Annotated in this window: 15 protein-coding genes and 1 tRNA gene; 10 read left to right on the top strand and 6 right to left on the bottom strand. The window is 67.0% G+C overall.

The window, feature by feature from the left end; translation table 11 throughout:
* A partial coding sequence (locus ACU0BR_RS14030; RefSeq protein WP_446157454.1) for a hypothetical protein occupies positions 1-185 on the bottom strand: 185 nt, incomplete at its 3' end.
* Positions 186-896: 711 nt separating this feature from the next.
* On the opposite strand from ACU0BR_RS14030, the gene ACU0BR_RS14025 reads away from it, so the two are divergent.
* A complete protein-coding gene (locus ACU0BR_RS14025) occupies positions 897-1,601 on the top strand; it encodes a hypothetical protein (RefSeq protein WP_446157453.1) in 705 nt (234 codons plus the stop codon).
* Between the two features lie 86 nt (positions 1,602-1,687).
* Here ACU0BR_RS14025 and ACU0BR_RS14020 read toward each other — a convergent pair.
* The 4 genes from ACU0BR_RS14020 to pdxH form a co-directional block, all read right to left on the bottom strand.
* A tRNA-Pro gene (locus ACU0BR_RS14020) sits at positions 1,688-1,764 on the bottom strand.
* 97 nt (positions 1,765-1,861) lie between these two features.
* Positions 1,862-2,350: a DUF192 domain-containing protein gene (locus ACU0BR_RS14015; protein WP_446157456.1), complete on the bottom strand. Its 489-nt coding sequence runs from the start codon at positions 2,348-2,350 to the stop codon at positions 1,862-1,864.
* A 14-nt stretch (positions 2,351-2,364) separates the two neighbouring features.
* Positions 2,365-2,901 carry a cold-shock protein gene (locus tag ACU0BR_RS14010; protein WP_446157455.1) on the bottom strand — a complete coding sequence of 179 codons (537 nt, stop codon included), beginning with the start codon at positions 2,899-2,901 and terminating at the stop codon, positions 2,365-2,367.
* A gap of 110 nt (positions 2,902-3,011) precedes the next feature.
* Positions 3,012-3,617 (bottom strand): pyridoxamine 5'-phosphate oxidase, encoded by a 606-nt coding sequence (pdxH, locus tag ACU0BR_RS14005; protein ID WP_446157452.1) that lies wholly within the window; start codon positions 3,615-3,617, stop codon positions 3,012-3,014.
* 111 nt (positions 3,618-3,728) lie between these two features.
* Here pdxH and fabI point away from each other — a divergent pair, with 111 nt between their 5' ends.
* The 5 genes from fabI to trpE all read left to right on the top strand — a co-directional run bounded on the left by fabI (position 3,729) and on the right by trpE (position 9,941).
* Positions 3,729-4,535 (top strand): enoyl-ACP reductase FabI, encoded by an 807-nt coding sequence (gene fabI / locus ACU0BR_RS14000; RefSeq protein ID WP_446157451.1) that lies wholly within the window; start codon positions 3,729-3,731, stop codon positions 4,533-4,535.
* A gap of 134 nt (positions 4,536-4,669) precedes the next feature.
* Positions 4,670-5,173: a xanthine phosphoribosyltransferase gene (gene gpt / locus ACU0BR_RS13995; RefSeq protein WP_446157450.1), complete on the top strand. Its 504-nt coding sequence runs from the start codon at positions 4,670-4,672 to the stop codon at positions 5,171-5,173.
* Positions 5,174-5,298: 125 nt separating this feature from the next.
* A complete protein-coding gene (locus ACU0BR_RS13990) occupies positions 5,299-6,489 on the top strand; it encodes an aminotransferase (protein WP_446157449.1) in 1,191 nt (396 codons plus the stop codon).
* A 65-nt stretch (positions 6,490-6,554) separates the two neighbouring features.
* Positions 6,555-8,405: a peptidyl-prolyl cis-trans isomerase gene (locus ACU0BR_RS13985; protein WP_446157448.1), complete on the top strand. Its 1,851-nt coding sequence runs from the start codon at positions 6,555-6,557 to the stop codon at positions 8,403-8,405.
* Positions 8,406-8,429: 24 nt separating this feature from the next.
* Positions 8,430-9,941 carry an anthranilate synthase component I gene (trpE, locus tag ACU0BR_RS13980; protein ID WP_446157447.1) on the top strand — a complete coding sequence of 504 codons (1,512 nt, stop codon included), beginning with the start codon at positions 8,430-8,432 and terminating at the stop codon, positions 9,939-9,941.
* Positions 9,942-10,072: 131 nt separating this feature from the next.
* Here the strand turns inward: trpE and ACU0BR_RS13975 are convergent, their stop codons facing one another.
* Complete coding sequence (locus ACU0BR_RS13975) at positions 10,073-12,178, bottom strand: divergent polysaccharide deacetylase family protein (RefSeq protein ID WP_446157446.1); 2,106 nt, start codon at positions 12,176-12,178, stop codon at positions 10,073-10,075.
* A 138-nt stretch (positions 12,179-12,316) separates the two neighbouring features.
* Here ACU0BR_RS13975 and ACU0BR_RS13970 point away from each other — a divergent pair, with 138 nt between their 5' ends.
* Genes ACU0BR_RS13970 through moaC form a run of 4 tightly spaced genes read left to right on the top strand, consistent with a single transcriptional unit; the run spans position 12,317 to position 15,203 of the window.
* Positions 12,317-12,898, top strand: coding sequence for an anthranilate synthase component II (locus ACU0BR_RS13970; protein ID WP_446157445.1), 582 nt, complete (start codon positions 12,317-12,319; stop codon positions 12,896-12,898).
* Entirely contained in the window at positions 12,895-13,914 is a 1,020-nt protein-coding gene (trpD, locus tag ACU0BR_RS13965; protein WP_446157444.1) for an anthranilate phosphoribosyltransferase, read from the top strand. Before ACU0BR_RS13970 ends, trpD begins: the two co-directional genes overlap by 4 nt.
* Entirely contained in the window at positions 13,911-14,723 is an 813-nt protein-coding gene (trpC, locus tag ACU0BR_RS13960) for an indole-3-glycerol phosphate synthase TrpC (protein WP_446157443.1), read from the top strand. Before trpD ends, trpC begins: the two co-directional genes overlap by 4 nt.
* Entirely contained in the window at positions 14,724-15,203 is a 480-nt protein-coding gene (gene moaC, locus ACU0BR_RS13955) for a cyclic pyranopterin monophosphate synthase MoaC (RefSeq protein ID WP_446157442.1), read from the top strand.

Here is a 15,203-nt window from a genome sequence, read left to right as displayed (position 1 = left end):
TTGCGGAAATACTTCTGCGCCAACACGTCCGAGGCGACCTGGCTCCAGCTTGCGGGCACATCGACCGCGTCGAGCTTGAAGACGATAGTACCGTCAGGGTTGCGGATCTCGGAGGAGGTCAGCGTGAATTCCAGCGATGCGTAGGCATCTTTTCCGGCGTCGGTGAATTTGCGGTCGATTTTCATGGTGCCTCGTCTCGCCTTCATTCGTCATTATGGCTTTGCGGCGGGTGCCGCACATATGCTCGTCGCCCGGGCGCGCCCGCATTTCTCCTTCTCGCGGCCGCGGAGTCATCCGCGCCGCGATCAGCAATGAGGTCTAGCAGTCAGGGCCAGGGCGGTGCCACCATATGTAGTGGTGGCAACCTGCGTTAACACAATCTGGCGTGGATCGGCCGGTCAGGTCAACGAATTTTTCTGGCCATGGAGGCGGGTTTTTCAGTTGACCCCCCGCCAAAGCGACCCCGCATGACGCCCATACACGATTCACTCTGTTGATCCCCAGCGGCCTGTGAATATCGCCGTCGGGAATATTGCCATGCGATGCACGGGGTTAGGCCCGTCACGGCGCGCGCAGGGGGCAGTTACCCACAGCATCGGCCTCGGAAACTACATGTAGTGGCAAACCCGCCTTTGCTGCCGGGAAATGTCTATTGTTGGTGGCTCTGCCCGCCCGATCACCGCGATCCGCGCCGAATCAATGCCCCGCTGTGCAGGCCCGTATTCCCAGATATGGTGTCCGGTCCCGGCCGCAGGTTTCCGCCTACCCGGAGCACAGCGCGAAGGTGCCTAAGGAACAGATGACCCGCCTCAGGGTTGTCGGTTCTCAAGACACGCAACCCGACCGGGAGACCGGCAGCGCGTGAACCGTAAATGTACCGAGTGGAGGACTTCCGAATGAAATTCCTGAGTGCGACCGCAATCGCCGCCCTGATGCTGGGCACCCCCGCCGCTTTCGCGCAGACCCAGGACGGTCTGGTCAACGTCAGCGTCGATGACAACGTCGTTCAGGTGCCCGTGGCGGTTGCCGCAAACGCCTGCGGCATCGATGTCGCCGCCCTGTCGGAATTCGTGGGCAGCGACGATACCGCCTGCTCGATCGACCAGAAGACCGCCGCGCAGAACGGCATCAAGGCTGCCAAGAACAACGCCGGCAATGACCCGAAGATGAAGCAGGGCAAGAACGACAGCAGCAGCGCGGATCAGACCGGCCTGGTCAACGTCAGCGTCGATGACAATGTCGTGCAGGTGCCCGTCGGCGTCGCCGCCAACGCCTGCGGTGTGGACGTCAGCGCCCTGTCCGGCTTCCTGGGCAGCGACGAGACCGCCTGCTCGATCGACCAGAGCACCGCCGCGCAGAACGGCATCAAGGCCGCCAAGAACAACGCCGGCAACGACCCCAAGATCAAGCAGGGTTCGGACGGCGGCGACCAGTCCGGCCTGGTGAACGTGTCGGTCGACGACAATGTGGTACAGGTGCCGATTTCCGTCGCGGCCAATGTCTGCGATCTGGACATCAGCGCGCTGTCCGAATTCGTGGGCAGCGACGACACCGCCTGCACGATCGACCAGGAAACCGCCGCCGCCAACGGCATCGACTGAACGACCGCCCCGTGACAGGATGCGGCCCGCCCCGGCGGGCCGTTTTCATAGCTGCGTGGGGCAGACTTTGCGTGGGTCGGAAAAACTGGTCGGGACGGCAAGATTCGAACTTGCGACCTACGGTACCCAAAACCGTCGCGCTACCAGGCTGCGCTACGCCCCGAACTGCGCCGATCTCTAGCGACAGCGCGCCGGGATGGAAAGCATAAACTCGGGGCCGGTGCCGTCGGGCGTGGCCGCCCCCGCGGCCTCGGGTGCGATCACTCGCACGGCCAGGCGGCGCGGGTGGCGGGAATGGCGCTGTGGCGCAGCTGCGTGCCCGGCGCGATGCCCAGGCGTTCCGCCAGACCGCCGTTGATTTCCAGCACGTATTGCACCCCCGGCCCGCCGTCGATCGTCGTCTCGTCGAGCGGCACCGCATTGGAATGCACACGCGTCACGCGCCCGGCCTCGTCGGCGAAGATCATGTCCAGCGGGATGAGCGTGTTGCGCATCCAGAACGTCGCGCGTCGGCTGGAGGGGTAGACGAAAAGCATCCCCGCACCGGCCGCCATCTCGGGCACGTTCATCAGCCCCTGGCTGCGCTCGGCGGCGGTGTCGGCAACCGCCACGGTGAAAGCGGCCTTGCCCCAGTCGCCGCGCAGATCGACCCGATCGTCCTTGCAGACACCGGCGGCGGCGGCGGTCGGCAGCGACGCGGCCAGTCCCAGAACCAGCGCCACCCCCCGAACGGACTTCATGCTGAACATCGTCATGGGTCCCCTCACGATTTGCGTGCCGCCATTTCCCAGCTTCTGACCTCGACAGCCATCAGCCCGCGCTCGCCTTCGGCGACCTTGATGCAGATCGCCTCCCCCGGCAGCAGATCGGCAAAGCCGTTGCGGCGCAGGGTCTCGATGTGGATGAAGACGTCTTCGGGACAGCCGAAGGTATTGGCGAAACCGAAGCCCTTGCCCTTGTCGAACCATTTGACCCGCGCGGCGTGCAGCTGAAGCGTTTCGATATCGCCGTCGAAGCCGGGGAAAATGTCACCGTGGCTGTCGGGATCGGGCGCGACCTCACCGATCACCAGAACCTCGGTGGCCTGCATTCCGCGCGCGGTTTCCTGCACCCGAATCTCAAGCGGCGTGCCATCGGCGACCGAGCTTTGACCGAAATTGCGCAGCACGTTCGCATGCAGCAGAATGTCGGGCCCGCCGTCATCCGCGACGACAAAGCCGAACCCCTTGGTCTGGTCGAACCATTTCACATGGCCGTGCATGACACGGCTAGATGCCACATCACCACTTTGCGGTCCCATCAACATACCGGCACTCTTTCCCGCCTTCACAATCAGAAGCCCACGAATTGAGCCTGGCAAGCACTAAAAACTGTCTATTGCAAAAGCTTTTGTCAAAAAAGTGGCAGCATTCACGGATAAAGCCGCGAGATGCTCCATTTTTCAAAGGATGCGTCGCGGGTCCAGCGAAATCGGTCGTGAAGACGAAATTCGCCGTCGGCCCAGAATTCGATCTCGACCGGACGAATGCGAAAGCCGCCCCAGTAGGCGGGACGCGGCGGGTTCAGCCCGTGGCGCGCCGCCTGCCCCGCGACGGCGGCCATCAAGGTAGAGCGTGCGTCGAGCGGCTGCGACTGCTTCGACGCGCGCGCGCCCAGACGGCTTTTGAGGGAGCGGGTGGCAAAATACGCATCCGCGCTCGGGCCGTCTTCCTTTTCCACATCGCCGCGCACGCGAATCTGGCGGTTGAGCGACTTCCAATGCATCACGAAGGCGGCCTTGCCCCCGGTGGTGATTTCGCGGGCCTTCACGCTGTCGTAATTGGTGTAGAACACGAAGGCCGCATCCTCGATCGCCTTCAGCAAGACCATGCGCACGTTGGGCAGCCCGGCCGCATCGACGGTCGCCAGGGCGATCGCGTTGGGATCGCGCGGCTCGGATTTCGTGGCTTCGGCCAGCCAGTCGCGCGCGATCCGAAACGGATCGTCCCCCGCGAAAATCCCCTGCCTGTCGCTCAAAGCCGCCTCCTCCTGCCCTGCGCGGGCGACAGTCGCAATCAAGCGGTCTTGATGCAAGTGGCAGTTTGGCCTAAAGCAGGCGGACTTCTCGGCAGAGGCGAAGGAATTCTTATGGCAACTGGGCTTATGGACGGCAAGCGCGGGCTTATAATGGGTCTTGCGAACGACAAGTCGATTGCCTGGGGCATCGCCAAGGCCTGCGCGGCACAGGGCGCGGAGCTTGCATTTTCCTATCAGGGCGAACAGCTGAAAAAGCGTGTGGGCCCGCTGGCCGAACAACTGGGCAGCGATATCGTGCTGCCTTGCGACGTGGGCGACGAGGCCTCGATCGACCTGCTGTTCACCGGGCTTGGCGAACGCTGGGACAAGCTGGATTTCATCGTCCACGCCATCGGGTTTTCGGACAAGAACGAGCTGCGCGGGCGCTACGTCGACACCTCCAAGAACAACTTCCTGATGTCGATGGATATTTCCGTCTGGTCCTTCACCTCGGTGGTGCAGCGCGCATCGCGGATGATGACCGACGGCGGCTCCTGCCTGACGCTGACCTATTACGGCGCCGAAAAGGTCATGCCACATTATAACGTCATGGGCGTGGCCAAGGCCGCGCTCGAGGCTTCCGTCCGCTACATGGCCGAGGATCTGGGCCGCGACGACATCCGCGTCAACGCGATCAGCGCGGGCACGATCAAGACGCTGGCGGCCTCGGGGATCGGGGATTTCCGCTACATCATGAAATGGAACGAATACAACAGCCCCCTGCGCCGCACCGTCAGCCAGGACGAGGTCGGAAAATCCGCGCTTTACCTGCTGTCGGATCTCGGCTCGGGCGTCACCGGCGAGGTGCACCACGTCGACGCGGGCTATCACGTCGTCGGCATGAAAAACCCCGACGCCCCCGATATCACGCGGGGCTGAGATCACGCGGACTGGCCACACACGGGCCGGAATCACGCGGGCCGGCATTACACGGGCCGACATCACCCGGGCTGGCCCGATGGCGCTGAGGCACGGCGTGGACAAGGCCCAAAAACGACCGATGGACAGATGACATGAGCGACCGACTTCCGCACGAAAAAGGCTTTCACATCAGCTGGGACCAGATCCACCGCGATTCCCGCGCGCTGGCATGGCGGCTCGACGGCGAGGGCCCCGAAGACGGCGGCTGGCGCGCCGTGGTCGCGATCACCCGCGGCGGCATGGCCCCCGCGATGATCGTCGCGCGCGAACTGGGCATCCGCACGGTCGACACGATTTCGGTCAAATCCTACGACCACCAGTCGCAGTCAGAGGCGAGCGTGTTGAAAGCCCCCCTGCCCGAGGTCATGGGCGACGGCGCGGGCATTCTGATCGTGGACGATCTGGTCGACACCGGCCGCACGCTGGAACTGGTGCGCGACCTCTATCCCAAAGCGCATTTCGCCACCGTCTACGCCAAGCCCGCGGGCCGCGCGATGGTCGACACCTTCATCACCGAGGTCAGCCAGGACACCTGGATCTTTTTCCCCTGGGACATGGCGCTGCAATACGTGGAGCCCTACCGCGGCAAGGATTGAGCGCCCCCGCGCCGAGCGTCACGCGCCACAGATCACGGGCCGCAGATCACGGGCTGGCAATCATGGGCCGGGGGTGCCGCGCGCGTAGCGCATGGGAAAACCGCGCACAAAGGAAAGGCCACCGCATGATCAAGCCTGTCAATGCGCATATCTCCGCCACCCCGCCGCCCCCGGTGATGGAGGCGCGGCGCTGGCTGGAGGGGGTGGAATTTCCCGCCGACCGTCCCCTGATCAACGTGTCGCAAGCCGCCCCCGTCGATCCGCCGCCCGAACCCATGCGCCGCGCCATGGCCGAGATCGTGCTGAACGATGCGCAAGCGCATCTTTACGGCCCGGTCCTCGGCCTGCCGGAGCTGCGCGCGCAGCTGGCCCGCGACTGGTCCGCGGCCTATGGCGGCACCCTCGACCCGGCGCAGGTCGCGATCACCTCGGGCTGCAACCAGGCCTTCACCTCGGCGGTGGCGACGCTGGCCGGGCCGGGCGATGCGGTGATGCTGCCTGTGCCCTGGTACTTCAACCATCGCATGTGGCTGCAGATGAGCGGCGTCGAGACGCTGCCGCTGCCCACGGGCGACGATCTGTTGCCCGACCCCGACCGCGCCGCCGCGCTGCTGCATGAGCGGGTGCGCGCCATCGTCCTGGTCAGCCCCAACAACCCCGGCGGCGTGGAATACCCCGCCGCGCTGGTCGCGGCCTTCCGCGATCTGGCGCGCAGCCGGGGCATCGCGCTGATCGTCGATGAAACCTACCGCGATTTCGACAGCCGTGAGGGCGCGCCCCACGATCTTTTTACCGACCCCGACTGGGACGACACGCTGATCCAGCTCTACAGTTTTTCCAAGGCCTACCGGCTGACCGGCCACCGCGTCGGCGCCATGGTGGCCAGCCCCGCCCGGCTGGCCCAGGTGGAGAAATTCCTCGATGCCGACACGATCTGCCCCAACCAGCTGGCGCAGCGCGCGGCGCTTTGGGGGATGCGCAACCTGTCGGGCTGGCTGGCCGAGCAGCGCCGAGAGATCCTGGCCCGCCGTGCGGCGATGACGCAGGGGTTTCAATCGCTTGCGGACTGGCGCCTGCTGGGGTGCGGGGCCTATTTCGCCTATGTCGCGCATCCGTTCGATCTGGATGCGGAGGCGGTGGCGCGGCAGGCGGTGCGCGAGGCGGGCGTGCTGATGCTGCCCGGCACCATGTTCGCGCCCACCCGGTCCCGCGGCGGCGACGGCCGGGCCGAGGCGCAGATCAGGATCGCATTCGCCAATGTCGACCGGGCAGGCATAGCGGCGTTGTTCGCGCGGTTGACGGCGCTGTCCCTCTAGAGCTTGCCCCGCCTCGCCGCAGGCACTAGGAAACACGGAAAGCTTTGCTAGGAAAGGCGTCTTCTATGGCTGGTGGCCTGCGTTCAAAAGGCACGAATATCTTTGTCTATGTGCTTCTGGGTCTGCTGGTCCTGGGGTTGGCCGGATTCGGGATCGGCAATTTCGGCGGCTCGGTCAATGCGATCGGCTCGGTGGGGGACACGAAAATCGACGTGCAGGAGTATTCGCGCGCCCTCCAGCAGGAGCTGCGCTCCTACCAGCAGCGCACCGGACAGGCCGTCACGATGAACGACGCCCGGGCGCTGGGGCTCGACACCGCCGTTCTGGGACGACTGGTTTCCCAGGCCGCCATCGCCGAAGAGGCCAAGCGCATGGGCGTTTCGGTGGGCGATGAGGCCGTGCGCACCGAAATCATCGGGATGCAGCCGTTCCAGGGCCAGGGCGGCACCTTCGATCGCGACACCTACGCCTATGTTCTCAGCCAGTCCGGCCTGAAACCGGCCGAATTCGAGACGATGGTGCGCGCCGACACCACCCGCTCGCTGCTGGAAAACGCGGTCTCGGGCGGGCTGCCCGCCCCTGACGTCTATACCGACACGCTGCTGAACTACGTGGCCGAAACCCGCAGTTTCGAATGGGTCCAGATGACCGGCCGCGATGCCCCGGTGCCCGAACCCACCGACGCGGAGCTGCGCAGCTATTACGACGCCAATTCCGACGCCTTCTCCCTGCCCGAGGCGCGCAGGATCACCTATGCCTGGATCACGCCCGCGATGCTGGCCGACACGGTCGAGGTCTCGGAGGAGGATATCGCCAAGCTTTATGCCGCGCGCGCCGATCAGTACCAGATCCCCGAAAAGCGCCTGGTCGAACGCCTGATCTTCGCCACCGAGCAGGAGGCGCAGGACGCGCGCGCGCGGCTCGACGATGGCAGCATCGATTTCGCGGGGCTGGTGGCCGAACGCGGCCTGACCCTCGACGATGTCGACATGGGCGAAGTGGCCGCCAAGAATGTCAGCGAAGCCGCCGCATCGGCGCTTTTCGCGCAGAAGGAACCGGGCATCGTGGGTCCGGTGGAAACCACGCTCGGGCCTGCGTTGTTTCGGGTGAACGGCATCCTGCCCGCGCAGGAAACCCCGCTCGATCAGGTCCGCGACGAGCTGCGCAAGACCATCGGCACCGAGCGCGCCGTGACCCGCATCACCGAGATCACCACCCAGGTCGACGATCTGCTCGCCAGCGGCGCCACGCTGGAGGAAATCGCCAAGGAAACCGATCTGGAGCTCGGCACCATCGACCTGCGCCCCGGCAGCACCGAGCCGATCGCGGGCTATGAGACCTTTCGCACGGCCGCGGCGCAGGCCAAGCCCGACGACTTCCCGCAGATCGAGCCGCTGGCCGACGGCGGCGTCTTTGCCCTGCGGCTGGATGAGGTCATCCCCCCGCAGCTGCAGCCCTTCGATCAGGTGCGCCAGGATGTGTTCTCGGGCTGGACCGCCCAGGCGCTGCGCGAACGGCTGATGGCGCGCGCCGAGGTGCTGACGCCGGATCTGCAACAGGGCGCGAGCTTCGCCGATCTGTCCCTCGAGGCGACGCAGGAAGAAGGGCTGAAGCGCGACGAGACCGTCAAGGACGCGCCCCCCGCGCTCGTCCAGAAGGCCTTCGAGATGAAGGTGGGCGACATCGCGACCGTCGATGGCGCCAACGGGTCGATCTACCTTCTGCGGCTGACCGCGATCACCCCGCCCGCCAAGGACGACAAGGAGGTCACCGCGCTGTCGGTGCTGCTGTCGCAACAGATCCGTCAGGGACAGGCGCAGGACCTGCTGCGCCTTTACGGCGCCGCGCTGCAGGGCCGCGCGGGCGTGCAGCTGAACCAGACGGCGATCAATTCCGTCAACGCGCAGTTTCCCTGATCCCGTCAAGAAGGCGCGTCCAAGATGAACCTCGTCCCCTCCTTCGAGCAGTTCGCCGCCGCCCATGAGGCGGGCCGCAACCAGGTGGTCTATGCCAAGCTGGCCGCCGATCTGGATACGCCGGTCAGCCTGATGCTGAAACTGACCGAGGCCCGGCGCGACAGCTTCATCCTCGAATCGGTCACCGGGGGCGAGGTCCGCGGGCGCTATTCCGTGGTCGGGATGAAACCCGATCTGGTCTGGGAATGCCGCGACGGCGCATCGCGGATCAACCGCAACGCCCGCTTCGACCCCGAAGGATTTGTCGACGCGCCCGGCGATCCGCTGGACACCCTGCGCGAGGTCATCGCCGAAAGCCGCATCGAGATGCCGCAGGAACTGCCCGCCATCGCGGCCGGGCTTTACGGCTATCTGGGCTATGACATGATCCGGCTGGTCGAACAGCTGCCGCAGGAAAACCCCGATCCGCTGGGCATTCCCGACGCGCTGATGCTGCGTCCTTCGGTGGTGGCGGTGCTCGACGGGGTCAAGGGCGAGGTCACGGTGGTCAGCCCGGCCTGGGCCGACAGCGGCCTGTCGGCGCGCGCGGCCTATGCCCAGGCGGCCGAGAGGGTGATGGACGCGATTCGCGATCTCGACCGGCAGCCCGGCGATGCAGGCCGAACCCTGGGCGACGCACGCCCCGCCGCGACGCCGGTGTCGAATTTCACCCGCGACGAATATATGGCGGTGGTCGAACGCGCCAAGGAATACATCCGCGCGGGCGACATCTTTCAGGTCGTGCCCGCACAGCGCTGGACCCAGGATTTTCCGCTGCCGCCCTTCGCGCTCTACCGTTCGCTGCGGCAGACGAACCCCTCGCCCTTCATGTTCTATTTCAACTTCGGCGGCTTCCAGATCGTCGGCGCCAGCCCCGAGATCCTCGTGCGCCTGCGCGAGGGCGAGGTTACGATCCGTCCCATCGCGGGCACCCGCAAGCGCGGCAAGACCCCGGCGGAAGACAAGGCGCTGGAGCTGGACCTGCTGTCCGACCAAAAGGAACTGGCCGAACATCTGATGCTGCTGGATCTGGGGCGCAACGACACCGGCCGCGTCTGCAAGGTCGGCACCGTCCACCCGACCGAGCAGTTCATCATCGAGCGCTACAGCCATGTAATGCACATCGTCTCCAACGTGGTGGGCGAGATCTCGGACGACCACGACGCGCTGTCGGCGCTGCTGGCCGGGCTGCCCGCGGGCACGGTATCGGGCGCGCCCAAGGTGCGCGCCATGCAGATCATCGACGAGCTAGAGCCCGAAAAACGCGGCGTCTACGGCGGGGGCTGCGGCTATTTCGCCGCCAATGGCGACATGGACATGTGCATCGCGTTGCGCACCGGCGTCATCAAGGATGAAAAGCTCTATATCCAGGCGGGTGGCGGCGTGGTCTTCGACAGCGACCCGGCCGCGGAATACGAGGAAACCGTCAACAAAGCCTCGGCGCTGCGGCGCGCGGCGGAAAACGCGGGCCTGTTCTGCCGCAGCGGCAACGGCTGAGCCGCTCCGCTGGCGCATCTTTCCGGCGCGTCTTTCGCCTCATGCCGGTCCCCTCACACATGGCACGGGTCGGGCCCCGTCGCGGGACCGACCTGCGCCAGCCTGAGGCCCTCCCGGTCCGACGCGCCGGTCTAACGGGTCTTCATGACCGCCGAGATCGGCGCCAGGGCCACCGCCTCGGCCCGCCCGTCGAGCGACCATTCCAGGATACCGCGGTAGGTGTCGGGATAGGTGTGACCCACCATCACGACGCTGCCGTCTTTCGCCGCCTTGAACGCGGCGCGGTCGAGGTAGCGCTTGATCACCGTCCAGCGCTCCTTGTCGGCATCGAGAGCACGGAACACCAGCGCGGTTTCCACCCCTTGCCGTTCGGCGGCGGCGGCGACCGTGTTCAGCCCCCGGTCCTGGACCAGCAACCCCTGCCCGCGGTCGGCCAGGCTGCGGATGACCTCTGCCAGCAGCTTGCGGTCGGTGCGCAGGCCTTGGCCCGTCCGGTCCATCAGACCCACCGCTTCGGGCAGGCGCGCGGCATAGTCTTTCAGGATCGCGTCGGCCTTGGCGGGCGTGGTGCCGCGCGTCAGGCTTTGCGCCAGCACCAGAACCTCCTGGCCCGCGGCGCGGTACATCTCGGCGCGGCGCGTCGCGTCGGGCAGCGACGGGTCGATCGCGAAGGTCACGGGGAACGACAGGCTCTTGAGCGCCTCGGCGTCCGGCTGCGTTCGGCCGTCATCTATCAGCACGATGGACATCAACGGGCGGCCCGCCGTCACATCGAAGGGCCGGGCATAGCGTTTCAGCGCTCCGGCGGTGGCAAGCGCGGTCCCCGGCGTCTCCGTCTTCCCGGCCCCTTTTTGCCCGGCCACCGTTGAACCACCCCCCGTTGAACCGACGCTTGCGTCCTTATCCGCGGGCGTGCGCCGGGCGATTTCGGTCTGCCCGGGCGTCACGATCTGCGGCAGGCGCACCCCGATCGGGCGGGCGGCGGGCAAGGGCGCGGAATCGGGCAAGGCGGGGGCATCCGTCGTCGGCACGCGCGAGGCGGAGGCCACGCGCAGCCTGTCCTCGCCCAGCCGCAGCCGGTGCGGGCGCGCGCCGGCCGACAGCGGCGCGTTGGCCGGGGTTTCGAGCAGGGCGAATTCCTGATCGCGCAGCTTCGGCTCGACCGGCGGCGGTGCGACGGAGGCGGTGTCGATCGAAGGCGCCCCCTGCCCCGACAGCTGCGGCAGCCCCGAGAGGGGCGCCTTGATCGGGGCGACATCGCCGCGCGCGCTGTCACGGCCCGGCCGCGGGCTCTCCAGATCGGTCAGCTGCTCGTCCGCCATGGCGGCGATGCGATCGCCGATCTGCGGCGGCTGCGCGCCATCGGGCCGCGCTGTCGGCAGAGCATCGGACCCCGAGGCGGCGGCAACGGTCCCTGCCGAAAGACGGCGCGGCGCGGCAGCGTCCTCGGGCCGCGCGACGCGGGCCTCATCCGCAAGGCGCAGGGCGCTGCGCCCCGATCCGGTGGCATCCGGCGCGCGCGCGATCGCCTGGACCGAACCCATCCGTGCGGGCGGTGCGGCGGGCATGTCGCGCAGCGCGGGCGCGCTGTCGGCGTGCCCTTCCACCGGCTTGCCGCCCACGAACACCTGGTCGACGCCCTGATCCTTGGAATTGCGCACGATCACCATCGAGCCCGCGAAAGCCCGCGGCTTGGGCACGGCCAGGCTGCCCGCGCCATCCAGTGTCGGCTGGCTCTGGGGGCGCGCCGCCGCGGATTTGACGGGTTCGGCCGTCTCGGGCATGGCCCCCTGCGCGATGGACGGGGCCGCGCGGGTGGCGCCCTTGGGCAGGCTGTCGGTCGCCGCGCCGTCCCGCGCGGCGCTCACCGGCACATCTGTCCCCGCCTGGGTGCGCGACGCCGCCAGAGGCCCGGTCGGGCTTTCGGTCTGAACCCGGATATCGGCGGAGGCGGTTGCAGACACGCCCGGGCTTTCAGCCGGTTTCGCGGCGGTCCCGGCCGGGCTGCGGGTCCCGGCATCGGCGGCCCGTTCTCCGGCTGTCGCCCCGCGTCGGGAGGTGTCGTCGACCGCCGCCCCCGCGCCGCCCGCCTGCCCCGCTGTTTGCATCGCGGCCTGCGGCAGCGTCCTGTCCTGGGCAGACGGTCCGGTGACCGGATTGGAAATGGATACGATACTCAGCGCCAGCGTGGAGACCGCTCCACCCCATATCGCCCCGGAAAGAAGACCCTTGCCCATCTTTACCTGCCCCTGGTTTCAACCACATCTGCCCCTGACCGCTTGCCTTGTCCGGTCTTGACCCCGGTGCGCGGCTCTGGGCATGTATACCCCGGTATCGAAGCCCTGACACCCCCTAGTAGAAAGACCCGTCGCGGAATGCTGCTGCTCATCGACAATTATGACAGTTTTACCTATAATCTTGTCCATTATTTGGGTGAGCTGGGCGCGGATGTTGTCGTGAAGCGCAATGATGCGCTGGATGTGCAACAGGCGATGGCGATGCGGCCGTCGGCGATCCTGCTGTCGCCGGGTCCCTGCGATCCCTCGCAGGCCGGGATTTGCCTTGATCTGACCCGCGCCGCCGCCGAAAACCGCACGCCGCTGCTGGGGGTCTGCCTGGGGCATCAGACGATCGGACAGGCCTTCGGCGGCAAGGTCGTGCGCCACAGCGAGATCGTGCACGGCAAGATGGGCCGGATGCACCACGCGGGCCAGGGGGTGTTCGCGGGGCTGCCCGACCCGTTCGAGGCGACGCGCTATCATTCCCTCGTGGTCGAACGCGCCAGCCTGCCCGACACGCTGGAGGTCACCGCCTGGCTCGGCGACGGCACGATCATGGGGCTGCGGCACAGGGCGCTGCCGATCGAGGGGGTGCAGTTCCACCCCGAAAGCATCGCATCGCAGCACGGCCATCAGCTGTTGCAGAATTTCCTCAACACCGTCCCGGTCGCGGCATGAGCGATACGCTGCGCCCGCTGATCGGCCTGGCCGCCGAAGGTCCGCTGACCCGCGCTCAGGCCGAACAGGCGTTCGAGGCCCTGTTCGAGGGTCAGGCGACCCCCAGCCAGATGGGCGGCTTTCTGATGGCGCTGCGCACGCGGGGCGAAACGGTCGAGGAATACGCCGCCGCCGCCGCCGTGATGCGCCGCAAATGCAATGCCGTGAGCGCGCCCGAGGGCGCCATCGACATCGTGGGCACCGGCGGCGACGGCAAGGGCACGCTCAACATCTCGACCGCCACGGCCTTCGTGGTGGCGGGCGCGGGCGTCGTGGTGGCCAAGCACGGCAACCGCAACCTCAGCTCCAAATCAGGCGCGGCCGACGCGCTGGGACAGATGGGCATCGACGTGATGGTCGGCCCCGATGTGGTGGAACGCGCGCTGGCGCGCTGCGGCATCGGCTTCATGATGGCACCGATGCATCACCCCGCGATCCGCCACGTCATGCCCACCCGGACGGAGCTTGGAACCCGCACGATCTTCAACATCCTGGGGCCGCTGACCAATCCGGCGGGCGTGACGCGCCAGCTGACCGGCGCCTTTTCCGCGACGCTGATCCGCCCGATGGCCGAGACGCTGCAAAAGCTCGGCACGCGCAAGGCCTGGCTGGTGCATGGCGGTGACGGAACCGATGAGTTGGCGATTTCCAAGCCCTCGCGTGTTGTTATCCTCGACGATGGCGTGTTAACCGAAACCAAGATCGCGCCGGAAGACGCGGGCCTGCCGCGTCACCCCTTCGAGGGAATTCTGGGCGGCACGCCGGAACATAACGCCGACGCCTTTCGCGCGCTGCTGGCCGGGGAACATTCCGCCTATCGCGACGCGGTGCTGCTGAACGCCGCCGCCGCGCTGGTGGTGGCCGACAAGGTCGCCACCCTGACCGAAGGCGCGAAACTGGCGGCGGAAAGCATCGACAGCGGGGCGGCCGGCGCGAAAGTCGCGGCGCTGGCGCGTCTAACATCGGGGACCGAATGAGTACCATCCTGGACAAGATCAAGACCTACAAACTCGAAGAGATCGCCGCGCGCCAGCAGGCCCGGCCGCTTGAGGTCGTGGAGGAAGCCGCGCGGCAGGCCCCCGAGGTGCGCCGCTTTGCCGACGCGCTGCTGGCGGCATCGCGCAGCGGCTACGGGCTGATCGCCGAGATCAAGAAGGCCAGCCCCTCCAAGGGGCTGATCCGGGCCGATTTCGACCCGGCCGCCCTGGCGCACGCCTATGAGGAAGGCGGCGCCGCCTGCCTGAGCGTGCTGACCGACACGCCATCCTTTCAGGGCGAGGACGCCTATCTGACCGAGGCGCGTCAGGCCTGCGACCTGCCGGTGCTGCGCAAGGATTTCATGTTCGACCCCTACCAGATCGCCGAGGCGCGCGCGCTTGGTGCGGATTGCGTGCTGCTGATCATGGCCTGCCTGAGCGACGCACAGGCGCTCGAGCTGGAGACGGCCGCGAAAGCATGGGACATGGATGTGCTGATCGAGGTGCATGACGCAGAGGAGTTGAAACGCGCGGAACAGCTCGACTCAAAGCTGATCGGAATCAACAACCGCGACCTGAACACGTTCGAGACCTCGCTGTCCGTCACCAAGAAACTGGCCAAGCTGGTGCCCGAAGACCGCATGATCGTCGCCGAAAGCGGCCTTGCTACCCCCGACGATCTGGCCGAACTGGCGCAATACGGCGCGCGCAGCTTCCTGATCGGCGAGGCCCTGATGCGCGCGCCCGACGTGACCGTGGCGACGCGGCACATCCTGACCCCGTCCTCCAGCGCCGTCGCGGGCCTCTGAATGTCCGAGCTGACGCATTTCGACGCCAGCGGACAGGCGCATATGGTCGACGTCTCGGACAAGGCGGTGACCGCCCGGACCGCGATCGCCGAAGGCGCGGTCGCGATGCGCGCCGAGACGCTCGCCATCATCACCGAGGGACGCGCCCAGAAAGGCGACGTTCTGGCGGTGGCGCGGCTGGCGGGGATCATGGGCGCCAAACGGACCAGCGATCTGATCCCGCTGTGCCATCCGCTGCCCGTCACCAAGGTCGCGCTGGAACTGACGCCCGACCCCGATCTGCCCGGCGTGAGAATCGCGGCCACGGTGAAGACGACCGGACAGACCGGCGTGGAGATGGAGGCGCTGACCGCGGTGTCGGTCGCCGCGCTGACCTTGTACGACATGGTCAAGGCGGTCGAAAAAACGATGGTCATCAAGGATATCCGCCTGAAAATGAAGGAAGGCGGAAAATCGGGCCGGTTCGATGCGGCGGGCTGA

Source organism: Brevirhabdus sp., from assembly GCF_052826345.1.
This window is presented reverse-complemented; position numbering and strand designations above follow the sequence as displayed.